Origin of the sequence: Rhodococcus sp. NPDC127593 (assembly GCF_042671975.1) — a bacterium.
In the GTDB taxonomy this organism is placed as follows: domain Bacteria; phylum Actinomycetota; class Actinomycetes; order Mycobacteriales; family Mycobacteriaceae; genus Rhodococcus_F.
In genome coordinates this window covers 63797-85345 of sequence record NZ_JBHXWI010000001.1, presented here as the reverse complement: position 1 = coordinate 85345, position 21549 = coordinate 63797, and the positions used below count along the sequence as shown (strand labels likewise).

General features: G+C 69.1%; 21 protein-coding genes. 7 read left to right on the top strand and 14 right to left on the bottom strand.

Annotated elements, in window-relative coordinates:
- Positions 1–9 precede the first annotated feature (9 nt).
- Complete coding sequence (locus ACFVJ3_RS00445; RefSeq protein ID WP_378450184.1) at positions 10–651, top strand: hypothetical protein; 642 nt, start codon at positions 10–12, stop codon at positions 649–651.
- A complete protein-coding gene (locus ACFVJ3_RS00440; protein WP_378450183.1) occupies positions 648–2120 on the top strand; it encodes an alpha/beta-hydrolase family protein in 1473 nt (490 codons plus the stop codon). Before ACFVJ3_RS00445 ends, ACFVJ3_RS00440 begins: the two co-directional genes overlap by 4 nt.
- On the opposite strand, the gene gatA is transcribed toward ACFVJ3_RS00440, so the two are convergent.
- From gatA to ACFVJ3_RS00425, 3 genes are read right to left on the bottom strand one after another with little or no spacing between them, the layout of a single operon-like run.
- The gene (gene gatA / locus ACFVJ3_RS00435; RefSeq protein ID WP_378450182.1) at positions 2117–3598 is read right to left on the bottom strand and encodes an Asp-tRNA(Asn)/Glu-tRNA(Gln) amidotransferase subunit GatA; all 1482 of its coding nucleotides are present in this window, start codon (positions 3596–3598) and stop codon (positions 2117–2119) included. The genes ACFVJ3_RS00440 and gatA overlap by 4 nt on opposite strands.
- On the bottom strand, positions 3595–3894 hold the full coding sequence (gatC, locus tag ACFVJ3_RS00430; protein ID WP_378450181.1) for an Asp-tRNA(Asn)/Glu-tRNA(Gln) amidotransferase subunit GatC: 300 nt from the start codon (positions 3892–3894) through the stop codon (positions 3595–3597). Before gatC ends, gatA begins: the two co-directional genes overlap by 4 nt.
- Positions 3895–3954: 60 nt before the next feature.
- Positions 3955–4512, bottom strand: coding sequence for an antibiotic biosynthesis monooxygenase (locus tag ACFVJ3_RS00425; protein ID WP_378450180.1), 558 nt, complete (start codon positions 4510–4512; stop codon positions 3955–3957).
- A gap of 204 nt (positions 4513–4716) precedes the next feature.
- Between ACFVJ3_RS00425 and ACFVJ3_RS00420 the strand changes: the two genes are divergently transcribed.
- Positions 4717–5367 (top strand): amino acid-binding protein, encoded by a 651-nt coding sequence (locus tag ACFVJ3_RS00420; RefSeq protein ID WP_025432327.1) that lies wholly within the window; start codon positions 4717–4719, stop codon positions 5365–5367.
- A gap of 37 nt (positions 5368–5404) precedes the next feature.
- Here the strand turns inward: ACFVJ3_RS00420 and ACFVJ3_RS00415 are convergent, their stop codons facing one another.
- From ACFVJ3_RS00415 to ACFVJ3_RS00375, 9 genes are all read right to left on the bottom strand, one after another.
- Positions 5405–5893 carry a GNAT family N-acetyltransferase gene (locus tag ACFVJ3_RS00415; protein ID WP_378450179.1) on the bottom strand — a complete coding sequence of 163 codons (489 nt, stop codon included), beginning with the start codon at positions 5891–5893 and terminating at the stop codon, positions 5405–5407.
- A 57-nt stretch (positions 5894–5950) separates the two neighbouring features.
- The gene (ligA, locus tag ACFVJ3_RS00410; RefSeq protein WP_378450178.1) at positions 5951–8041 is read right to left on the bottom strand and encodes an NAD-dependent DNA ligase LigA; all 2091 of its coding nucleotides are present in this window, start codon (positions 8039–8041) and stop codon (positions 5951–5953) included.
- A 41-nt stretch (positions 8042–8082) separates the two neighbouring features.
- On the bottom strand, positions 8083–9105 hold the full coding sequence (locus ACFVJ3_RS00405; RefSeq protein WP_378450177.1) for a methionine synthase: 1023 nt from the start codon (positions 9103–9105) through the stop codon (positions 8083–8085).
- Entirely contained in the window at positions 9102–10196 is a 1095-nt protein-coding gene (gene mnmA, locus ACFVJ3_RS00400) for a tRNA 2-thiouridine(34) synthase MnmA (RefSeq protein ID WP_378450176.1), read from the bottom strand. Before mnmA ends, ACFVJ3_RS00405 begins: the two co-directional genes overlap by 4 nt.
- Positions 10196–11416, bottom strand: coding sequence for a cysteine desulfurase family protein (locus ACFVJ3_RS00395; protein ID WP_378450175.1), 1221 nt, complete (start codon positions 11414–11416; stop codon positions 10196–10198). Before ACFVJ3_RS00395 ends, mnmA begins: the two co-directional genes overlap by 1 nt.
- 17 nt (positions 11417–11433) lie before the next feature.
- Positions 11434–12357: a lysophospholipid acyltransferase family protein gene (locus ACFVJ3_RS00390; RefSeq protein WP_378450174.1), complete on the bottom strand. Its 924-nt coding sequence runs from the start codon at positions 12355–12357 to the stop codon at positions 11434–11436.
- A complete protein-coding gene (locus ACFVJ3_RS00385; RefSeq protein ID WP_378450173.1) occupies positions 12354–13187 on the bottom strand; it encodes a GNAT family N-acetyltransferase in 834 nt (277 codons plus the stop codon). Before ACFVJ3_RS00385 ends, ACFVJ3_RS00390 begins: the two co-directional genes overlap by 4 nt.
- 135 nt (positions 13188–13322) lie before the next feature.
- The gene (locus tag ACFVJ3_RS00380) at positions 13323–14279 is read right to left on the bottom strand and encodes an electron transfer flavoprotein subunit alpha/FixB family protein (RefSeq protein WP_378450172.1); all 957 of its coding nucleotides are present in this window, start codon (positions 14277–14279) and stop codon (positions 13323–13325) included.
- Between the two features lie 46 nt (positions 14280–14325).
- Positions 14326–15126: an electron transfer flavoprotein subunit beta/FixA family protein gene (locus ACFVJ3_RS00375; RefSeq protein WP_378450171.1), complete on the bottom strand. Its 801-nt coding sequence runs from the start codon at positions 15124–15126 to the stop codon at positions 14326–14328.
- Positions 15127–15367: 241 nt separating this feature from the next.
- Here ACFVJ3_RS00375 and ACFVJ3_RS00370 point away from each other — a divergent pair, with 241 nt between their 5' ends.
- The 3 genes from ACFVJ3_RS00370 to ACFVJ3_RS00360 are packed head-to-tail and all read left to right on the top strand — an operon-like array spanning position 15368 to position 19031.
- On the top strand, positions 15368–16195 hold the full coding sequence (locus ACFVJ3_RS00370) for a class I SAM-dependent methyltransferase (RefSeq protein WP_378450170.1): 828 nt from the start codon (positions 15368–15370) through the stop codon (positions 16193–16195).
- Positions 16192–17790, top strand: coding sequence for a 1,4-alpha-glucan branching protein domain-containing protein (locus tag ACFVJ3_RS00365; protein WP_378450169.1), 1599 nt, complete (start codon positions 16192–16194; stop codon positions 17788–17790). The genes ACFVJ3_RS00370 and ACFVJ3_RS00365 overlap by 4 nt, the downstream gene beginning before the upstream one ends.
- Positions 17787–19031 carry a glycosyltransferase family 4 protein gene (locus ACFVJ3_RS00360; RefSeq protein WP_378450168.1) on the top strand — a complete coding sequence of 415 codons (1245 nt, stop codon included), beginning with the start codon at positions 17787–17789 and terminating at the stop codon, positions 19029–19031. The genes ACFVJ3_RS00365 and ACFVJ3_RS00360 overlap by 4 nt, the downstream gene beginning before the upstream one ends.
- An 8-nt stretch (positions 19032–19039) precedes the next feature.
- Here the strand turns inward: ACFVJ3_RS00360 and ACFVJ3_RS00355 are convergent, their stop codons facing one another.
- Both ACFVJ3_RS00355 and ACFVJ3_RS00350 read right to left on the bottom strand, forming a co-directional pair.
- Entirely contained in the window at positions 19040–19297 is a 258-nt protein-coding gene (locus ACFVJ3_RS00355; protein ID WP_378450167.1) for a DUF3253 domain-containing protein, read from the bottom strand.
- Positions 19298–19322: 25 nt separating this feature from the next.
- Entirely contained in the window at positions 19323–20066 is a 744-nt protein-coding gene (locus tag ACFVJ3_RS00350) for an acyltransferase (protein WP_378450166.1), read from the bottom strand.
- 139 nt (positions 20067–20205) lie between these two features.
- Here ACFVJ3_RS00350 and ACFVJ3_RS00345 point away from each other — a divergent pair, with 139 nt between their 5' ends.
- Positions 20206–21513 carry a PQQ-binding-like beta-propeller repeat protein gene (locus ACFVJ3_RS00345; protein ID WP_378450165.1) on the top strand — a complete coding sequence of 436 codons (1308 nt, stop codon included), beginning with the start codon at positions 20206–20208 and terminating at the stop codon, positions 21511–21513.
- Positions 21514–21549: the final 36 nt, after the last annotated feature.

Here is a 21549-nt window from a genome sequence, read left to right as displayed (position 1 = left end):
GTTCTCGTCATGCGAACGACGGGGACACGGAGAACGACTTGGGCCGCGGTGGCGTGCGCCGCAACCGCACTACTGACCACGACAGGATTCGCAGGCACCGGCGCGGCGAGCACACCCCGGCACGAGAACGTCGCCGCCTCCGCCGCGGTGCACACCCTCACCGCACCGGCAGAGCTCTCCGGGGACTCCATTCCCGCGGACTTCGCTTCCGTGATGGGGTACACGCCGGTGCCGATCGACGGGATGCTCGCCAATCCCGGCGGAGACTGCTCGTCCCCCGTGCCGCTGCCCCTCGAGTTCGACACCTCGTGCAAGGCACACGACCTCGGGTACGACCTTCTGCGGTACGCATCACGGTCCGGCGAGGACCTGGGTCCCTGGGCGCGGCAGAGCCTCGACGCGCAGCTGGATCAGCGCATGCACGCGGCGTGCGACACCCGCGCCGACGAGCAGGCACGGGCGCAGTGCTTCGTGATGGCGAATGTCGCGACCACCTTCGTCACCGGAAACAGCTGGCGACAGGGCTATTCGGCACCGGTCACCGAATCCGGGCTCCCGTATGTACTGGCAGGCGGTGTCGGTGTCGCGCTCCTCGCCGGCGCGGCCTGGTCGATCCGCCGCCGCCCGCATCCGGTCGGAGCCGTCGCATGACCACCGCCGCTCTGTCCGATCCCGGACGGAGCACGGTGCACGGTCGCTCGCGAACGAAGCCGAATGCCCTGCGCCGGACACTGGTCACGACGATTCCGGTCTCTGCTCTCCCCCGCGCCTCGTCCACGATCGTCGTCACCGCCGTCACACTCGCGTCTCTCGCTCCTTCACTGCTCCCCCGGAGTGCGCTGACGCAGGCCTTGTTCACCGGGGTCCTCGCCGCATTCGGTTTCGGGTTCGTCGTCCTCATCCGTCGGGTGAGGTACCTCGTCACCCGTTCGCGCAGCCATCACCCTCCGCGGGACTCGGTGCGTCTGCTGGTCCTGATCGGCGCCATGATCGTGGTGGCCTGGGCGATCGTGCTCGCCGACCACTGGCAGGATTCGCTGCGCGCTGCCATGGGCATGCCGGGCATCGGGCCGGATCACTGGATGCAGGCGATCATCGGGGCGGCGCTGACGTTCCTGCTGTTCGTCGGCATCGGCAGCTTCGTCGGCACGGTCGCCCGCCGTCTCGGCTGGATCGGCAGCGCCACCACCGCCGTCGTTCTCGCGACCGGACTGCAACTGGTCGCCGGTCCCGCGTTGTGGGGAATGATGTCGCGTTCCTACAGCGACTCCAACGCGCTCGTCGACGTGTCCCTGCACCGGCCGATGTCCGCCGAATTCTCCGGCAGCCCGGACTCCGCGATCAGCTGGGAGTCGCTCGGGCGCCAGGGACGACGGTTCGTAGCAGCGGGCGAGCAGTCGGCCGGCATCCGCACCTATGTGGGAATGGACTCGGCGCCGAACATCGAATCGCGTGCGGCACTGGCAGTCTCGGAGCTCGAGCGGGCCGGCGGATTCACCCGGTCCGCCATCGTCGTCACCGTACCCACCGGCTCGGGGTGGATCGACGAGAACGCCGCCGAGGGATTCGAGGAACGCTTCGCTGACGACGTCGCCATCGTCGGCATGCAGTACTCGTACCTGCCGAGCTGGATCACGTTCATGTTCGGACGTTCCGCTGCAGACGAATCGGCCGCAGCATTGTTCGATGCCGTCGCCGAGCGGATCGCCGACCTCCCCGACCTCCTGCGCCCGGCACTCTACGTCTACGGCCAGAGCCTCGGATCCGTCGGCGGCAGTTCAATTTTCACCGACGCCGACCAACTCCGCGAGCGAGTCTGCGGCGCACTGTGGGCAGGCCCGCCCGCCGGCTCCGTGCTGACGGACGGAGCGAAAGTGCTCGCGAACACATCCGACCCGGTGGTGTGGTGGTCCCCCGACCTGATCGTGCACCGACCCGACCTCTCGCTCGCAGAACGCGATGCGCCGGTACCCCAATGGATTCCGGGCATCACGTTTCTGCAGACGAGCGTCGATCTGGTGTCCGCGCTGAACTTCGCGGCCGGGCACGGACACCGCTACGGCAGCGAGCAGGGCACCGCCCTGCCCGACTGCTCCCAGCTCGGCGAGACCGGGCCCTAGTTCGGCGAGCCGATCGGACCGCGTGCAGCCTCGTAGGCGGCACCGACGCGGTACAGCCGCTCGTCGGCCAGCGCGGGAGCCATGATCTGCAGGCCCACCGGCAGACCGTCGTCCGCGGACAGTCCCGACGGCACCGACATCGCGCAGTGCCCGGCCAGGTTGGTGGGCAGCGTGCACAGGTCCGAGAGGTACATCGCGAGCGGGTCGCCGACCTTCTCTCCCAGCTTCCACGGGGTGAACGGGCTGGTGGGCGACACCAGGACGTCCACCTTCTCGTAGGCCTTCTCGAAGTCCCTGGCGATGAGCGTCCGCACCTTGAGCGCCTGACCGTAGTAGGCGTCGTAGTAGCCCGACGACAGCGCGTACGTGCCGATCATGATGCGGCGCTTGACCTCCGGGCCGAAGCCGGCGGCACGCGTCGCGGCCATCACCTGGTCGGCGCTCATGTCGCCCTCGTCGATGCGCAGTCCGTACCGCATCGCGTCGAAGCGCGCGAGGTTCGACGACACCTCGCTCGGCAGGATCAGGTAGTACGACGCGAGCGCGTACTCGAAGTTGGGGCACGACACCTCGACGACCTCGGCACCGAGTTCGGTGAGTTGCGCGACGGCGGCGTCGAACGAGGAGATGACCCCGGGCTGGTAGCTGTCGGAGTGCAGTTCCTTGACGACACCGACCTTGACGCCCTTGAGATTGCCGCCGGCACCCTCACGCGCAGCCGCCACCACGGGTCGCACGGGCGCGTCGATCGACGTCGAGTCGCGCGGGTCGTGCCCGGCGATGACCTCGTGCAACAGTGCCGTGTCGAGGACCGTGCGGCCGCACGGGCCACCCTGGTCGAGCGAGGACGCGCAGGCCACCAGGCCGAACCGGGAGACCGTGCCGTACGTCGGCTTGGTGCCGACCGTCGCCGTGACGGCGGCGGGCTGACGGATCGAGCCGCCGGTGTCGGTGCCGATCGCGAGGGGAGCCTGCCGGGACGCGAGGGCCGCGGCACTGCCGCCGCCCGAGCCGCCCGGGATGCGCGTGGTGTCCCACGGGTTGCGGGTGGGGCCGTAGGCGGAGTTCTCGGTGGACGAACCCATCGCGAACTCGTCGAGGTTGGTCTTTCCCAGGATCGGGATGCCGGCCTCGCGCAGTTTCGTCGTGAGCGTCGCGTCGTACGGTGCGATCCAGCCTTCGAGAATCTTCGACGCGCACGTGGTGGGCATGTCGGTGGTGGTGAAGATGTCCTTGAGCGCCAACGGAACTCCCGCGAGCGGGGAGGCGGGCGCATTGCCTGCGGCGAGGCTGCTGTCCACTTCCTTCGCCGACACGAGGGCCTGCTCGCCTGCCACGTGCAGGAAGGCGTTCAGTTCGCCGTCGACTGCGGCGATCCGGTCGAGATGTGCCTGGGTGACCTCGACGGACGACACCTCACGGCGGTGGATCTTCGACGCGAGATCTGCGGCGTCGAGTGTGGTCAGTTCGGCGCTCATTCGCCCTCTCCAAGGATCTGCGGGACGGCGAAGCGATCCTGCTCGACAGCCGGGGCGCCGGACAGCGCCTGCTCGGGAGTCAGGCCGGGGACGATCACGTCGGGACGGGTCACGTTGGTGACCGAGTTCGGGTTCGCCATCGGCGGAACATCCTCGGCGGGTACCTCGGTGACCACCTTCACGTGGCTGAGAATCGAGTCCAGCTGACCGGCGAACTCGTCGAGCTCGGCGTCGGTCAGGGCGAGTCGAGACAGCCGCGCGAGGTGCGCGACCTCGTCACGGGAGATGGCAGGCACCGCGGGGCCCCTTTCGGTTCGGACGTACACAAGTGGGTCCCAGCCTAGAGCCTGGCTCGATCAGCCGTGCAGCCAGCGCCGCAACCTGCCCGTCAGGAACGGCAGAACCACGAAGACCATCACCGGAGTCGTCACCACCGACGCCACCACGGTGCGGGTCACCACGTCCAGTGCCGCGAGCCGGGGGGTGACGAACAACGCGATGAGGAGTGATATCGGGAAGAAGCCGAGCCAGATGGTGACCGCCTGCTTCCATCGCGGCGGTGGCGGCGTGACCCGAACGGCGTGCGTGAGCGTCGACTGCGGTTCGAACCAGCCCTCCACCCCGGTCAGCCGGTGCGTGACCGTGTCCTGCGCGAGACCAGTCCCCCTGCCTACCCACACCTTCCTGGCGGGCGACGTCGTCCACGCCTCGAGAGTGTCCTCGTCCGCGAACCGGTACACCACGTGGTACTGCTCGGGATCGGACGCCGCACGCAGCCAGCCCCCGCCGAGGAACCCCGGGAATGTGCCCGCCATCGCCATCCCGGCGTCCGTCCAGCGCAGGAATTCCTGTTCCCGGCCGGCCGCCACCCGCCTCGAGACGGACGTCGTCACTCCCGTTGCCGTGGTGTTCATGCACCCATGTTTGGGCTGTCGTGTTTCGCGGACGAGGCGAATCCGTATCGGCGGTGTCACGAATCGAGCGCGACCTGCGAGTCCCCGTCCCGTCCCCGGCGAAGCCGCAGGGGGGACCGCATACTCGGGAACGAAAGTGCAAGGATGGTGAGCGACGGGGGTCGCAGGTACTCCCGCGTCTATCTCGTGGTGAAAGGGACGCACGTGTCGTATCTGCTTCGCGTCCAGCTCCCCGACCGTCCCGGTAGCCTCGGCTCTCTCGCCGTCGCCCTGGGCTCGGTGGGTGCTGACATTCTGTCGCTCGACGTGGTGGAACGGGGTGCCGGATTCGCCATCGACGACCTCGTGGTCGATGTCGAGCCGGGATCGCTCCCCGACACCCTCATCACGGCCGCCGAGAACCTGCCCGGCGTCACCGTCGACTCCATCCGGCCGTACGCCGGAATCCTCGACACCCACCGCGAGCTCGAGCTCATCGACCAGGTCGCCACCGCGGCGGACGATCGGCTGCAGGTCCTCGTCGACGGGGCGCCGCGCGTGCTCCGGGTCGGCTGGTCCGTGGTCGCCGACCTCGGACCGCACGGCGCATACCGTGTGGTCGGCAGCTCGGGAGCTCCCGAGACCCACGCCACCGAGATCCCGTGGATGCCGCTGGAGAAGCCCACTGCGCTCGACGGCGAGGGCGACTGGGTGCCGCAGGTGTGGCGCGACATGAACACCACACTCGCGGCGGCTCCCCTCGGGACCACCGGCCGTGTGCTGATGCTCGGCCGCCCCGGCGGCCCGGAATTCCGTCCGTCCGAGATCGCCCGGCTGGGTTACCTCGCCGGCATCATCGCGACGGTCCTGAGCTGACCGCCGTCCCGGGCCGAGAGGTCCGGCGGTGGTCGCCTCAGACCAGTTCGCGAACCAGGACCGTCAGCTCGACACCCGGCACGGGCACCCAATTGCGTTCGGGCACAGGCACGAAACCGTTGCGGTCGTAGATGCGGCGGGCATCTTCCATGTCCGGCTGGGTGGACATCACGACCGCGCGGTCCCCGCGGTCGTAGGCCGTGTCCAGCACGTGCCGCACGAGCGCCGACCCGACCCCGGACCCGCGGGCGTCGGGTGTCACGGCGAGCATCCGGAATTCGAGTTCACCCGGCTGCGCGACATCGGCGTACGGTGACGCCGGTTCTGCGATCGTGACGGAACCCACGATCTGGCCCTCCATCACGGCCACCCGGACATCCGCCTTCTCCGCGCGCTCGGCCGTGTCGCGCAACCGGTTCGTGTACGGATCGTGCGCCTCGACGAATCCGCCGCCCACGTAGGCGATCACCGTCAGGTCACCGACGGCCTCGTAGTCGTCCGGCGTCGCATTCCGAATCTCGATCATGTCCAGAACTATGACAGGACGGCTCACGCCGCCCAAAATGCGAGCGTGAGGTTCCGATCACACTCCGGAATCCGCGACCGCGTCCGGTCCGCCCTCCAGCAGTCGGCGGAACCCGTCCTCGTCGAGGACCGGCACTCCGAGTTCAACGGCTTTGTCGTGCTTCGTTCCCGGCGATTCGCCGACCACCACGAATGCCGTCTTCTTCGACACCGAACCCGCGGCCTTACCGCCTCGGACGAGGATCGCCTCCTTCGCCTGGTCGCGCGAGAACGTCTCGAGCGAACCCGTGACGACGATCGACAGTCCCTCGAGATTGCGCGGAATCGATTCGTCGCGTTCGTCTTCCATGCGAACCCCGGCCGCGGACCACTTCTCCACGATCTGCTGGTGCCAGTCGACGCCGAACCACTCGGCGACGGCAGCGGCGATGGTGCCGCCGACCCCGTCCACTGCCGCGAGTTCCTCGACGGAGCTCTCCCGGATCCGCTGGAGCGACCCGAATTCACCGGCCAACGCGCGCGCCGCCGTGGGACCGACATGACGGATGGACAGCGCGACCAGCACCCGCCACAGCGGCTTGTCCTTGGCGGAATCGAGATTGTCGAGCAGCCGGCGGCCGTTGGCCGACAGCCCGCCGGCCTTGGTCCGGAAGAGCGACGTCTTGAGCAGATCGTCCTCGGTGAGCGAGAACAGGTCGCCCTCGTCACCGATCGCCTTCGCTTCGAGCAGGCTCGTGGCGGCCTCGTAGCCGAGGACCTCGATGTCGAATGCGCCGCGTCCCGCGACGTGGAACACGCGTTCCCGGAGCTGCGCGGGGCAGTACTGCTGGTTGGGGCAGCGAATGTCCGCGTCACCCTCCTTGGCGGGGGCCAGCGGCGTGTCGCACTCCGGGCAGTGGGTGGGCATCACGAACTCGTACTCGTCGCCCGTCCGGGCGTCGACCACCGGCCCGAGAACCTCGGGAATGACGTCACCGGCCTTGCGCAGCACGACCGTGTCGCCGATGAGCACGCCCTTGCGTTTGACCTCCGAGCCGTTGTGCAGGGTGGCCAGGGAAACGGTGGAGCCGGCGACCGTGACCGGTTCCATGTAGGCGAACGGGGTGACCCGGCCGGTACGACCGACGTTGACCCGGATGTCGAGGAGCTTGGTGGTGGCCTCTTCCGGCGGGTACTTGTAGGCGATCGCCCAGCGCGGCGCCCGCGACGTGGACCCCAGCCGGCGTTGCAGCGACGTCTCGTCGACCTTCACCACCAGACCGTCGATCTCGTGCTCGACGTCGTGCCGATGCTCGCCCCAGTACTGCACCCTGTCCACGACGGCGTCCGCGCCCGTGACGCGGGCGGTGTGGGTCGACACCGGCAGGCCCCACGCCGCCAGTGCCGTGTACGCGTCGTACTGGGAGACCGGCTCGAATCCTTCGCTCCGGCCGAGGCCGTGGCAGATCATCCCGAGGCGCCTGCGGGCCGTCACGGCCGGATTCTTCTGCCGCAGCGATCCGGCCGCGGAGTTCCGGGGATTCGCGAACGGCGCCTTGCCTTCCTCGACGAGCGCCGCGTTGAGTGCCGCGAAGTCCTCGAGCCGGAAGAACACCTCGCCGCGCACCTCGAGGAGCGCCGGGACCGGGTATTCGTCTGTGCCGGTGAGCTTTTCCGGGATATCGTCGATGGTCCGCGCGTTGAGCGTCACTTCTTCGCCGGTCCGGCCGTCGCCGCGCGTGGCGGCCCGGACGAGCCGACCGTTCTCGTAAACCAGGTTCAGCGCCACCCCGTCGATCTTCACCTCGCACAGGTAGTGCAGGTCGGGGCCGGTCTCCTGCTCCACCCGGCTGATCCAGGTGCGCAGTTCGTCGGTGGCGAAGACGTTGTCGAGGCTGAGCATCCGCTCGAGATGGTCGGCGGAGGCGAAGTCGGTGGCGAAACCGCCGCCGACGAGTTGTGTCGGCGAATCGGGCGTCCGCAGGTCGGGGTACTGGTTCTCGAGGTCGTTCAGCTCGCCCAGCAGCACATCGAACTCTCCGTCGGAGATGATGGGCGCGTCGCGGACGTAGTAGCGGAACTGGTGCTGCCGCACATCCTCGGCCAGCTCGTTCCAGTGCTCCCGGACGTGTCCGGGAGCCGGTGTCGGGGCTTCGGTCGATTCACTCACTACCGAAGATTAACCGGTCCGGCCGACACCGAACGCCGGACTCAGAGTGATTCGGGGTCGTCGGTGAACGCGCTGCTCACCTCGGCGCACAACTTCAGCGCCTCCCGGCTCCAGGACGCATCGGCGCCCGCGAGCCCGCAAGCGGGAGTCACAGCGACCTGGGTCCGCAGCATCGTGCGCGCAAATCCGAGCCGGTCGATCAGCGTCACCGCAGGTCGGGCCAGGTCGCGCCACGTGGCAGGCACGGCGGGAGCGTCGGTCGGGACGAGGCCCAGTGCGAGCTCCTTGCCCGCGTCGAGCAACTCGCCGATGCCGTCCAGGTCCGCGGACGCCAGCTGTGACACGTCCAGACCCACCGCGCGGGCACTGCTGCGCCGCAGGAGGTCGGTGGGCAGACCCGCAGAACAGCAATGCACCATGGTCACCGCGCCGCAGCCCGCGAGCGCGGCCTCGAGCACGGCGAGAGCCTCCGGTTCCGGCATCGCCCGCACGGTCTCGAGCCGCGATCGACCGGACAGTGTGCCCGCCAGCACGGCGGGCAGTCGCGGCTCGTCGAACTGGACCAACACCTGCGCGCCGAGACGTCGGGTGACTTCCGCGGCGTGCCGCGCGAGTCCCTCGCCCAGCGATTCGGCGAAGTCGCGCACCGCACCCGGGTCGGTGAGCACGCGCCGGCCGGTGCCGAGTTCAACCTCGGCCGCCAGCGTGAGAGGGCCGACCGACTGCACCTTCACCACGTGGTCGGCGCCGACGAGGCCCGCACTCTCCCACGCCTCCTCGAGGGCGTCGAGATCCTGGTTCAGGAGGTCGGTCGCCCGCTTGGCGACCGAGCCGCGACGCTGCACCACGCGGTAGGCCGTCGTGGACACGTCCAGTTGCAGATCCACGAGCAGAGCGCTGGCGCGTCCGATCATGTCGGCGCCGAGCCCGCGGGCGGGCAGTTCGACCAGGTGCGGGAGCCGGCCGAGTTCGCCGAGGACGACCGTGGCGGCTTCACGCGGATCGGTGCCCGGCCACGAGCCGACGCCGGTGACGGCTCCGGCCAGTGAGATACCTTGCGTCACTGCGTGTTCGGACGCGCGTCGGTACCCGAGATGGTTCCGCTGCCCAGCACGATGTCGCCTGCCGCGTCGGTCCGGTACAGGACGACGGCCTGCCCCTTCGCGACGCCGGTGAGCGGCTCGCGAAGGGAGATGGCGATGCCGCCGTCGACCGCTTCGGCGACGGCCTCGGCGAGACCGCCGTGGGCCCGCACCTGGACGGTGCATTCGACCGGTCCGGCCGGCGTGCTCCCGGATGTCCACACGGCGCGGTCCGCCGTGATGGCGTGCACCTCGAGGTTGCGCGCGGAACCCACACGGACGGTGCCGGTGTCGGGCTCGATCGACGTCACGTACCGCGGTTGCCCGTCGACTGCGGGACCCTGGACGCCGAGGCCCTTCCGCTGGCCGATCGTGAAACCGTGCACGCCTTCGTGTTCCGCGAGCACCTCACCCGATTCGGCGTCGACGACACTGCCCGGACGGACACCGATGCGGGCGCCCAGGAATGCGCGGGTGTCACCGGACGGGATGAAGCAGATGTCGTGGCTGTCGGGCTTGTTCGCCACGGCGAGGCCACGTTCGGCGGCCTCCTCCCGGATCCGGTCCTTCGGGGTGTCACCCACCGGGAACATCGCCCGCGACAGCTGCTCGGCGGTGAGCACACCGAGCACGTACGACTGATCCTTGCCCGCGTCGACGGCACGGCGCAGCACGCCGTTCTCGAGCTGCGCGTAGTGGCCGGTGGCCACCGCGTCGAACCCGAGGGCGATCGCACGGTCCGCGAGGGCCGCGAACTTGATCTTCTCGTTGCACCGCAGGCACGGGTTGGGGGTCTCCCCCGCGGCGTACGACGCCACGAAGTCGTCGATCACGTCTTCCTTGAAGCGGTCGGCGAAATCCCAGACGTAGAACGGGATTCCGAGCACGTCCGCGGCACGCCGGGCATCACCGGCGTCCTCCTTGGAGCAGCAGCCCCGGGATCCGGTCCGCAGCGTGCCCGGCTCGGCGGACAGTGCGAGATGCACTCCCACCACGTCGTGTCCGGCAGCGACCGCCCGTGCCGCCGCCACAGCGGAATCCACGCCGCCACTCATGGCCGCCAGTACTCGCATCAACGATCCCCTCCACGCGCTCCGACACCTGCGAGCCCGGCGGCGCGGGCCCGCTCCACAACTTGCGGCAGTGCCGCGATGACTGCATCCACGTCCGCGACCGTCGACGTGTGCCCGAACGAGAAGCGCAACGATCCCCGCGCGGTCGCGGAATCCACGCCCATCGCGGTCAGGACGTGGCTCGGGCGAGCGACTCCGGCGGTACACGCCGAGCCGGTCGAACACTCGATCCCGGCGGCGTCGAGCAGCATCAGCAGCGAATCGCCCTCGCAGCCGGGGAACGTGAAGTGCGCGTTGCCCGGCAGTCGCGCGCTGCCCACCGGCCCGTTCAGCACGGCGCCGGGAACGATCTCGCCGACGCGCTCGATCAGGCGGTCGCGCAGGACGGTCAGTTCCGCCGCGCGGGAGTCGAGGTCGGCGGTCGCGGCGTGCAGCGCCGCCGCCATGCCGACGACACCCGCCGTGTCCGGGGTGCCCGAACGCAGGTCGCGTTCGTGTCCCCCGCCGTGCAGCAGCGGCACACACGGCACCTGCCGTCCCAGCAGTAGTGCACCGACGCCCTGCGGTCCGCCGACCTTGTGCGCGGCGATGCTCAGCGCGGACAGCCCGCTCGCAGCGAAGTCCACGGGGATGTGCGTGACGGCCTGAACGGCGTCACTGTGCATCGGCACACCGAACTCGGCCGCGACCGCGGCGAGTTCGGTGATCGGCATGATCGTGCCGACCTCGTTGTTGGCCCACATGATCGTGACCAGGGCCGTCTCGTCCGCATGGACGGCGAGTTCGTCGCGCAGCGTCTGCGGGGACACCCGGCCCAGTTCGTCGACGGGCAGCCACGTGACCTGAGCACCCTCGTGCTTCTCGAGCCACTCCACCGCGTCGAGAACCGCATGGTGCTCGACGGAACTGGCGAGAAGCCGCACCCGGCCGGGGTCGGCGTCGCGCCGGGCCCAGAAGATGCCCTTGACGGCGAGGTTGTCGCTCTCGGTGCCACCGGAGGTGAAGATGACCTCGGACGGCCTGGCGCCGAGGTCGGCGGCGATGGACTCGCGGGCCTCCTCGATGCGACGGCGGGCGGCGCGCCCGGAACCGTGCAGCGAGGACGCATTGCCTACGGTCCTGAAGATGTCGGTCATCGCCCGGACGGCTGCGTGCACCATGGGAGTGGTGGCTGCGTGGTCCAGGTAGACGGGGTGATCGGCACTGCGGGCAGAGGTCATGACGTGACCAGGATAGCTCAGGCGACGAGACGCTCCGCCGCCTCGATGCCCGCGGCCGCCGTCCCGACCGCACCCTGCAGCGGATCGACGATGTCGTGCGCTGCGAGATCGATCCGTTCGTCGCCTCGTGCGGCGCGCTCACACCGGGCCGCCAGATCGCGACGGCACTCCCCCGGATACTCGATCGGCGCCAGCCGGACCTCCGCGGTGACACCCTTCTGACGGATGATGCGCCGGATCGACTGACCGATCGTCTCCTCGCCCACGAAGCACGGCCCGGTCGTCAGCTCCCCGCCCCGGCCGGTGTACCGCAGCGAGATCGGCTGGACGGGGCATTCCGCGTCGATCGCCGCCTGAAACAGCGCGGGCCGGAAGCCGCCGTACGCCCGTCCGCACCACGTGGTGCCCTCCGGGAACGCCACGACTCGTTCGCCGCAGCGCAGCCTGCCCGCCGTCGTCGCCACCGTGTCCGGGAGCGCCCGCAGGCTCTGCCGCTCGATCGGGACGACCCTCATCCGCCGCGCGAGCGACCCCAGAACCGGCCAGTCCAGCAGATCCCCGCGGGCGACGAAGTTCGCCGGTGCGATCGCGCTGAGCACCAGCACGTCGGTCCACGACACGTGGCCGGCCACCACCAGGATCCCGCCGGTGTGGCGGCGCTTTCCGCGATGATCGACGATGACGAGTCGAATTCCCATGCAACGCAACAGGATCGCCGCGTACCGCCGCTGCAGGCCGGTCCGCCACGACCGGGGCAGCAGCCATCCCGCGGTCAGGAGCGGCGCCGTCGCCAGGGCCGACACCACGAGGCACCACCGAACGACCACGGTCGGGGTCGACACACGGTTCGACTCGGCGGGCAGACATCCAGCGCCGCACGGACTCGACGGCATCCACGAGTGCACGGTCACCTCGGTCGACTCGGACACGGCCGTGCTCATGCCCGTGCCCCCGCCTCGAGAGTGGCCGACGCCGACCGCAGCCGTTCGAGGTACCGCTCGTTGGCGCCGTGCAGTCCCTGCAGGGCGACGAAGTCGGCGACACCGAACTCCGGATCGTGCGCGGGCTCACCACACACCTTGGCCCCGAGGCGCAGGTAGCCCCGGAGCAGCGGCGGCAGGGTCGGCCGGGCGGGCGGCTCGATCTCGTCGAGCGACCGCCCGTCGACGCGCACCGGGTTCCTGGGCACGGCCCGCGCGGCCGGGTCGTTGCCGTACTTGCGGAGCAGCAGATCACGGACCCCGCGGACGTTGGAACCGGCGACGGCGTCCGGATGCTCCCGCATCGGCACGGAGACGCACCCCATGACCCATTCGTATCCGGTGAGTTGCAGGTAGTGGAGGATGCCGGCCCACATCAGGCTCAGGACCGAACCGGAGCGGTGGTCGGGGTCGACGCACGCCCGGCCCATCTCGACGATGCGGTTGCCGACGGGGTCCAGAGCGGAGATGTCGAATTCGGTTGCGGTGTAGTAGCCGCCGGCCTGGGCAGCGGCGTCGGGTGGGAGCATGCGGTAGCACCCGACGAACTCGCCCGACTCCTCGTGGCGGACGAGGAGGTGGTCGCAGAAGTCGTCGAACCGGTCGGCGTCGAGGGCATCCGCGTGTGCGGGGACGGAGAATCCGGGTTCGGAGGCGAACACGCGGTAGCGCAGCCGCTGGGCGGCCACGCGGTGTTCGCGGTCGGACGAAACGACCAGGGAGTATCGGGGCGTGGTTACAACAGAATCGGCGGTCTCACTCGGTGCGCGGAGAACTGACGAAGTTGTCATGGCGCAGGTTTACCGAGCAGGGGCGGCGTGGGGGCATCGCCCGGGTGTCGTGTCGATGCAGCCCGGATGAACGACGGAAGATACGACGGCGGCCCCGCTCCCCTCGAAGGGAACGGGGCCGCCGTCGGTCCGGAATCAGCCCTTGTGGGCCTTGACAGCCTCGGTGAGCTGCGGAGCGACCTTGAACAGGTCGCCGACGATGCCGTAGTCCGCGATCTCGAAGATCGGGGCTTCCTCGTCCTTGTTCACGGCGACGATGGTCTTCGACGTCTGCATACCTGCGCGGTGCTGGATGGCACCGGAGATGCCGAGCGCGATGTACAGCTGCGGGGAGACCGTCTTACCGGTCTGACCGACCTGGAACTGGCCCGGGTAGTAGCCCGAGTCGACCGCGGCACGCGAGGCACCGACAGCGGCACCCAGCGAGTCGGCGAGTTCCTCGACGACGGAGAACTTGTCGGCGCTGCCGACCCCGCGGCCACCGGAGACGACGACGGTAGCCTCGGTCAGCTCGGGGCGGTCGCCACCGACGATCGGATTACGCGAGGTGATCTTGACGGCGCCCTCGTCCTGGGCCGGAACCTCGACGGAGACCTGCTCGCCTGCGCCTGCTTCGGGCTTCGCCTCGATGGCACCCGGGCGGACCGAGATGACCGGGACGTCGCCGTTGGCCTTGGCCTCGACGGTGAACGCGCCACCGAAGATGGAGTGCACGGCGCTGCCGTCGGACTTCACGTCGACGACGTCGACGAGCAGGCCGGAGCCGATGCGGGCAGCAAGACGTCCGGAGACCTCCTTGCCCTCGACGCTGGCGGCGGTGATGACCGCAGCCGGGGCTGCCGACTCGACGAGCGACGCGAGCACGTCGACCTTCGGGGTGACCAGGTAGCCGTCGATGTCGTCGGACTCGGCGACGTAGATCTTGGCCGCGCCTGCGGCGGCGAGGCCCTCGGCCAGCTTGTCGGCGGTACCGGCGGGACCGGTGACCACTGCGGCCGGCTCACCGAGCGCGCGAGCGGCGGTGATGAGTTCGGTGCTGACCTTCTTCAGCGCACCCTCTGCGTGCTCGACGAGCACCAGTACTTCTGCCATGTCTAACTCTCCCTGTATGTGTCTGCTGGTCTGTAGAGGGGCGCGATCAGATGATCTTCTGGCCCACGAGGTAGGCAGCGATCTTGCTGCCGCCGTCGCCCTCGTCGACGATGCGCTCACCAGCGGTACGCGGGGGCTTGGGGGTGGAAGCGGTGACGGTGGTGCCCGCGTTGGCGACACCCACGGTCTCCGGGTCGACACCGAGGTCGGCCAGCGTGTAGACGAGAACTTCCTTCTTCTTCGCGGCCATGATGCCCTTGAAGGAGGGGAAGCGGGGCTCGTTGATCTTCTCGGTGACGCTGACGATGACCGGCAGGCTCGCCTCGAGGCCGAAGAGGCCCTCGTCGGTCTCGCGCTCGCCGGTGGCGGTGCCGTCGGCGACCGTGAGCTTGCGCAGCTGCGTGAGCTGCGGGATGCCCAGGTACTCGGCGATGATGGCCGGAACGGCGCCGACGCGGCCGTCGGTGGCCTCGTTACCGGCGATGATCAGGTCGGCAGGCTCTTCGTTCTCGAACGTGATCTGCCCGAGTGCCGCGGCCAGGGTCCACGCGGTCTGCACCGCGTCGGAGCCGTGGAGGGCCGGGTCGTTGATGTGCACTGCCTTGTCGGCACCCATGGACAGGGCCTTGCGGATGGCGTCGGTGGCGCGGTCCGGACCTGCGGAGAGGACGGTCACCTCGCCGCCCTGAGCCTCCTTGATCAGGAGCGCTTCTTCGACGGCGCGCTCGTTGATCTCGTCGAGCACTGCATCGGCGGCCTCGCGGTCAAGCGTGTAGTCACCGTCAGTCAGCTTGCGCTCGGACCACGTGTCGGGGACCTGCTTGATCAAAACAACGATGTTCGTCATGGGTCTTCGTCGACCTCCTGTGTGTTCTTGCGTGGTTATCGTGAGTTGCTCCGCGTGGGCCGAGCTCCCGTTTTCGATATTTCGTCGCACGATTGCTCTGCGACAGATTACCCCACGTTAAGTTACCCGTCGGTAACTTACGTGAAAGTCTCGTTCACCATAACGGCCGAAAGCGCATTTCATCCCTGTGATGTAGACCACCTGGACGAGCGACCTTGCCGGTGGCACTAACCTCGCACCGGTGAGCGAATCATTTGTCGGCGACCGCGAGGACGCACCGCTGCCCCCGCTCGGTCACGAGCAATTGCCAACGACCGGAGACGAGCAACTGCCCCTCACGGGCGAGCGGACCGTGCCCGGGATCCCCGAGGAGAACTACTGGTTCCGGCGTCACGAGGTGGTCTACCGCGACCTCCTCCCCCGCTGCGCGGGACGCCGGGTGCTCGAGGCCGGATCCGGAGAAGGCTACGGCGCCAACATGATTGCTGATGTGGCACAGAGCGTCACCGGACTCGACTACGACATCTCCGCGGTCGAACACGTGCGTGCGCGGTACCCCCGCGTCGAGATGCTGCACGGCAACCTCGCGGAACTTCCCCTCGACGACGAATCCGTCGACACGGTCGTCAATTTCCAGGTGATCGAACACCTATGGGACCAGGCCCAATTCCTGCGCGAGTGCTTCCGGGTGCTGACGCCCGGAGGGGAACTGCTCGTCAGCACACCCAACCGGATCACGTTCTCGCCGGGCCGCGACACACCCCTCAATCCGTTCCACACCCGCGAACTCGACGCGGCCGAGCTGACCGAACTGCTCGAGGAGGCCGGGTTCACGGTCGCCCTCATGACCGGCGTCCATCACGGCGATCGGCTGAGGTCCCTCGACGCCAAGCACGGCGGCTCGTTCATCGGCGCGCAGATCGACCGCGCACTCGCCGGTGAACCGTGGCCCGACGAACTGACCCGCGACGTCGAGGGCATCACCGTCGACGATTTCGCCCTGCACGAGGGCGACATCGACGACAGCCTCGACCTGGTGGCCGTCGCGGTGAAGGATCCTGTTCGGTGACCGAAACCGACAACCGCACCGGAGCGGGCGACGCGACGGAACCGGGCATGTTCTGCCTGGTTCTGCACTCTCACCTGCCCTGGCTCGCCAACCACGGTCGGTGGCCGGTGGGCGAGGAGTGGCTGTACCAGTCGTGGGCGGCGTCGTACCTCCCCCTCACCGCGATGCTGCGGCGGCTGTCCGACGAGGGTCGCTCGCATCTGCTGACCCTCGGCATCACCCCCGTTCTCGCAGCTCAGCTCGATGATCCGCACTGTCTCGCGGGAATGCATCACTGGCTCGGGAACTGGCAGATCCGCGCGCACGAGGCGGCAGGCCTGCCCGACGAGGCGCACCGCGATCTCGGTGCCCGCGAGCACCGCGCCTCCGCCGCCGCACTCGCCGACTTCGAGCTGCGCTGGCTGCACGGCGGCTCACCGGTACTGCGCGACCTTCTCGACCGCGAGGCGTTCGAACTGCTCGGCGGGCCGCTGGCCCACCCGTTCCAGCCGCTGCTCGACCCGCGGTTGCGCGCCTTCTCCCTTCGCGAGGGGCTCGCCGACGCCACCGCGCGGTGGAACTGCACACCGACAGGTATCTGGGGGCCCGAATGCGGGTACACCCCCGGCATGGAGACCGGATACGCCGAGGCGGGCGTCACTCATTTCATGGTCGACGGTCCCGCCCTGCGCGGCGACACGTCGCTCGGCAGGCCGGTCCGTGAGTCCGACGTCGTCGCGTTCGGACGCGACCTGCAGGTGAGCTACCGGGTGTGGTCGCCGAAATCGGGCTATCCCGGGCACGGCGCCTACCGCGACTTCCACACGTACGACCACGACACGGGTCTCAAACCGGCCCGGGTCACCGGCCGCACGGTCGACTCGGCCGACAAGGCGCCGTACGACCCCGCCCTCGCGACGGCCGCGGTCGATCGGCACGTGGCCGACTTCGTCGCCACCGTCCGCAAGCGGCTGCGCGCCGAGTCCGAGCGCATCAGGCGGCCCGCTCTCGTCGTCGCGGCGTTCGACACGGAACTGTTCGGGCACTGGTGGCACGAGGGCCCCGAGTGGCTCGAGAAGGTGCTGCGCGCGCTGCCCGAGGCCGGAATTCGGGTCGGCACCCTCGACGACGCCCGCAGTCAGGGCTACGTGGGCGAACCCGTCCAGCTCGAGAACTCGTCGTGGGGATCCGGCAAGGATTGGCGGGTATGGGCCGGCGATCAGGTCTCGGACCTGGTGCAACTCAACTCCGAGGTGGTCGCGACCGCCCTCGACACCGTCGACAAGACTCGCGACGCCGACACCGCCCCCGGACGTCCCGCGCTCCGGAGCCGCGTGAACGATCAGATACTGCGGGAGGCACTCATGACGGTGTCGAGCGACTGGGCGTTCATGGTCAGCAAGGATTCGGCGGCCGGGTATGCCCGCGACCGGGCACACAAGCACGCGCACGCCACCCGCGAGATCGCCGCCGCGGTCTCGGCGGGCAAGGACGTGGCCGCGAACCGGCTCGCAGAGGGATGGAACCGCGCCGACGGCCTGTTCCCCGGGCTCGACGCGCGGCGTCTGCCCGGCAGGGACCACCGGCTGACGGGCACCGAGGGAGGGGCGTCGTGAAGATCCTGATTGTGTCGTGGGAGTACCCACCCGTCGTGGTCGGCGGTCTCGGCCGCCACGTCCACCACCTGGCCACCGAACTCGCAGCGGCCGGACACGAAGTGGTGGTGCTGTCGCGACGACCGTCGGGCACCGACGCCTCCACCCATCCCACCGTCACCCACATCGAGGACGGCGTCCTCGTGGTCGCCGTCGCCGAGGACCCCGCGCACTTCGTCTTCGGCGAGGACATGCTGGCGTGGACACTCGCGATGGGGCACGCGATGGTGCGGGCCGGTGTCGCCCTGCACAAGCCGGGTGTCGGGGAGGGCTGGCAGCCGGACGTGGTGCACGCGCACGACTGGCTCGTGGCGCACCCGGCCATCGCGTTGGCCGAATTCTACGACGTCCCTTTGGTTTCCACGCTCCACGCCACTGAGGCCGGGCGGCACAGCGGTTGGGTCTCCGGCCGGATCAACCGGCAGGTGCATTCGGTGGAATGGTGGCTGGCCAACGAATCCGATGCGCTCATCACCTGTTCCGCGTCGATGCAGGACGAAGTGACCACACTCTACGGTCCGCAGCTCCCGCCGATCACGGTGATCCGCAACGGAATCGACCTCACCACCTGGAGCTTCCGCGAGCGCGCGCCGCGGTCCGGACCGCCGAAACTTCTGTTCGTCGGCCGCCTCGAATACGAGAAGGGTGTGCAGGACGCCATCGCCGCGCTTCCCCGCATCCGCCGCAGCCACCCCGGGACGACCCTGTCGATCGCCGGTGAGGGCACCCAGTTCACCTGGCTCTACCAGCAGGCCCGCACCCATCGCGTCGCCCGTGCCGTGAACTTCCTCGGCAACCTCGACCACATCGAGCTGCACGGGTGGCTGCACGGCGCCGACGCGATCGTCCTGCCCAGCCGGTACGAGCCGTTCGGCATCATCGCACTCGAGGCCGCCGCCTCCGGAACCCCGCTCGTGGCGTCCACCGCCGGCGGCCTCGGTGAAGCGGTCGTCGACGGGGAGACCGGCATGTCGTTCCAGCCGGGCGACGTCACCGGGCTCACGTCCGCGGTCCGGGAGGTCCTCGACGACCCGGCCGGGGCCCAGCAGCGCGCGGTGGCCGCGCGCGACCGTCTCACCGCCGATTTCGACTGGCACACGGTGGCCGAGGACACCGTCCACGTCTACGCGGGCGCCAAGCGTCGCGTGCGGCACCCGTTGGCGAGGCCGGAGATTCCCGAGCGTCCGCTGCCCGGTCGCTGACGAGGCCCTCAGTCCGTGCGTGCCCGCCGGATCCGGATCGGACCCCGTGCCGATCCCGGTTCCACCACGGCGCCCTTCTGAGTGACCTCGACCTCCCCGGCGTCGGCCAGACGCCGGGCGGCCTCCCGAACCGGTTCCATGAGGGGTCGCCAGTCATCGGGTGCGACGGCGCGCGCGACATCCGACGGGCAGATGCTCGCACTCTCGGAACGGGCGTCGAGGAGCGCCCGGATGCGCTCCTCCAGTTCGCTGTCCGACACCGTCATGATGCCGACTATGCCACCGCGTCGGTCAGTTCTCCTGCGCCGCCTTCTTCCGGGCGATGTCTTCGAGGGCCGCGATGTACTTCGCGCGTTCGGACGCGCCTGCGTCCCACTCGGCCTTGCGGTTCTTCACGGGCTTGGCGGGCGACCCGACTGCGATGCTGAAGTCCGGGATGTCGCCCTTCACCACGGCATGCGCGCCGAGGACACAGCCTCGCCCCACCCGCGTGTTGCGGAGAACCGTGACCTTGGCCGCCACCCACGTGTCGGGTCCGATGCGGACCGGGCCCTTCACGATGCCCTGATCCTTGATCGGGACGTTCACGTCGTCCATGCGGTGATCGAAATCCGTGATGTAGCACCAGTCGGCCACGAGCGTCGACGCACCGATCTCGATGTCGAGGTACGCGTTGACGACGTTGTCCTTGCCGAAGACCACCTTGTCGCCGATGCGCAGCGAACCCTCGTGGCAGCGGATCGCATTGCCGTCGCCGATGTGTACCCAGCGGCCGATCTCGAGCCGCGACAGGTCGGGGGTCGAATGGATCTCCACCCGCTTGCCGAGGAACACCATGCCGCGCAGGATCACGTGCGGATTGGCCAGCTTGAACTTCGCGAGCCGGTAGTACCGCACGAGGTACCACGGCGTGTACGCCTTGTTCGCCAGCACCCATCGCAGCGAGTCGCGTGTCAGGAAGCGGGCCTGCTCGCTGTCGCTCCGCCGGGATCCTCGCCACCTCGTACGCAACGGTGCGCCCCACATGCTCGTCATAGCCTGTCAGCCTACGTTCACGGCTCGCGCCTCCGTTCGGGTGTGTCCGGACTCCGACACCCGCATCGGGGTGTGCCGATCGGCGCAGCCTCGGCGGGATAGTCTCTGGGCCGAGCGTTATCGAAGACGAGGAGATGTAATGCGGCGGGTCCTACGTTCGTCAGTACTGGCGCTGGCGACGATCTCGGCTGTCGTCCTCAGCGGCTGCAGCAGCGGGCCGCAGGTCGACTACATCTTCTCCGCAGGCGGGTGGCCCGGCATGCACGCCGACGCCCGCAACAGCGACACCAGCCCCGTCACCGGTTCCCGCGACCTCTCCTTCGCCTGGTCGCGCCCACTCGGCGGCCCGGTGGCGAACTACGCGTCGGTGGCCGCCAGCGGCCAGATCTTCATCACGGCCCGCACCGAGAAGGGCTGCAACCTCTTCTCCTACCAGATGGACACCGGCCGCAAACGCTGGTGCCGTCAACTCGCGCCGGGTGTCGTGGCGTCCACGCCCGTCGTCGACGGCGCCGCCAACGTGTACGTGGGCGAGAACGGCGCCATCAACTCGTTCAACGAGTACGGCCAGCTGCGTTGGCGCACACCGGTGGTCGGGACACCGCTGTCGGCGCAGTTCACCGGCGACGGCAATCTCCTCTTCATCACCCAGCTCGGCCAGATCAACGTCGTGAACACGCAGACCGGTCAGAAGGTCGTGGCACCGTACGATCTCGTCCCGCCGCCGTCCGTCGCCGAAGGCGCGAACGTCGACATCCTGCCCGACGACAAGGGCCTCAGCGGCTGCTTCTTCGGCTCCCCCGACTGCCCGGTGGCCAACATGCCGGCCATCGACCTCGAGTCCGGCAAGTTCTATTTCACGTTCTTCGCGCCCGGTGCTCCCGAGGCGGAACTCGTCGCGATGAAGTACTCCGGCGGCGACAACCCCGCGATCACCCAGGAATGGTCCAGCGACACTCTGCCGGGCGGCAGCGCGTCCAGCCCCGATCTGTCGGCCGACGGCTCCGTCGTCTACACCAACGACAACTGGGGCACGTTGTGGGCGATCGATTCTGCGACCGGCGATCCGAAGTGGAGTTACGACATCGGGTACGCCGCCGCCGGCAGCCCCTCGACGTCCGCGGACGGTCTGATCATCCCCGCGGGCGGACTCGACGGCCACCTCCTGGCGTTGCAGGACAAGGGCGATCACGCCGAACTGGTCTGGGAGCGAAAGGATCTGCTGCAGCTGGGCGTCCCGGCACAGACAGCCGGGTCCACCGGTTACGCGGTGGTCCGCGAGGGTACGGACGGACTGGCGATGCTCACGTTCGACACCGGGACCGGCGAAACCCTCGACCAGGACACCCTGCCCGGGGCGAAGGGCTTCACGGTCGGCACGTCCGTCGGACCGAAGGGCGAAGTCCTCACGCCGACACTGCTCGGGGAGCTGTTCGTCCTCCGCTGACCCGTGAGTACTTATTAACGTCCGGCGGTTGACAAG

Bases quoted from the DNA above. Each gene is read 5' to 3' on its own strand.
- ACFVJ3_RS00445 (WP_378450184.1), top strand. From the start codon at position 10: ATGCGAACGACGGGGACACGGAGAACGACTTGGGCCGCGGTGGCGTGC.
- ACFVJ3_RS00440 (WP_378450183.1), top strand. From the start codon at position 648: ATGACCACCGCCGCTCTGTCCGATCCCGGACGGAGCACGGTGCACGGT.
- gatA (WP_378450182.1), bottom strand. From the start codon at position 3,598: ATGAGCGCCGAACTGACCACACTCGACGCCGCAGATCTCGCGTCGAAG.
- ACFVJ3_RS00425 (WP_378450180.1), bottom strand. From the start codon at position 4,512: ATGAACACCACGGCAACGGGAGTGACGACGTCCGTCTCGAGGCGGGTG.
- ACFVJ3_RS00415 (WP_378450179.1), bottom strand. From the start codon at position 5,893: ATGATCGAGATTCGGAATGCGACGCCGGACGACTACGAGGCCGTCGGT.
- mnmA (WP_378450176.1), bottom strand. From the start codon at position 10,196: ATGCGAGTACTGGCGGCCATGAGTGGCGGCGTGGATTCCGCTGTGGCG.
- ACFVJ3_RS00395 (WP_378450175.1), bottom strand. From the start codon at position 11,416: ATGACCTCTGCCCGCAGTGCCGATCACCCCGTCTACCTGGACCACGCA.
- ACFVJ3_RS00390 (WP_378450174.1), bottom strand. From the start codon at position 12,357: ATGAGCACGGCCGTGTCCGAGTCGACCGAGGTGACCGTGCACTCGTGG.
- ACFVJ3_RS00385 (WP_378450173.1), bottom strand. From the start codon at position 13,187: ATGACAACTTCGTCAGTTCTCCGCGCACCGAGTGAGACCGCCGATTCT.
- ACFVJ3_RS00380 (WP_378450172.1), bottom strand. From the start codon at position 14,279: ATGGCAGAAGTACTGGTGCTCGTCGAGCACGCAGAGGGTGCGCTGAAG.
- ACFVJ3_RS00375 (WP_378450171.1), bottom strand. From the start codon at position 15,126: ATGACGAACATCGTTGTTTTGATCAAGCAGGTCCCCGACACGTGGTCC.
- ACFVJ3_RS00355 (WP_378450167.1), bottom strand. From the start codon at position 19,297: ATGACGGTGTCGGACAGCGAACTGGAGGAGCGCATCCGGGCGCTCCTC.
- ACFVJ3_RS00350 (WP_378450166.1), bottom strand. From the start codon at position 20,066: ATGACGAGCATGTGGGGCGCACCGTTGCGTACGAGGTGGCGAGGATCC.
- ACFVJ3_RS00345 (WP_378450165.1), top strand. From the start codon at position 20,206: ATGCGGCGGGTCCTACGTTCGTCAGTACTGGCGCTGGCGACGATCTCG.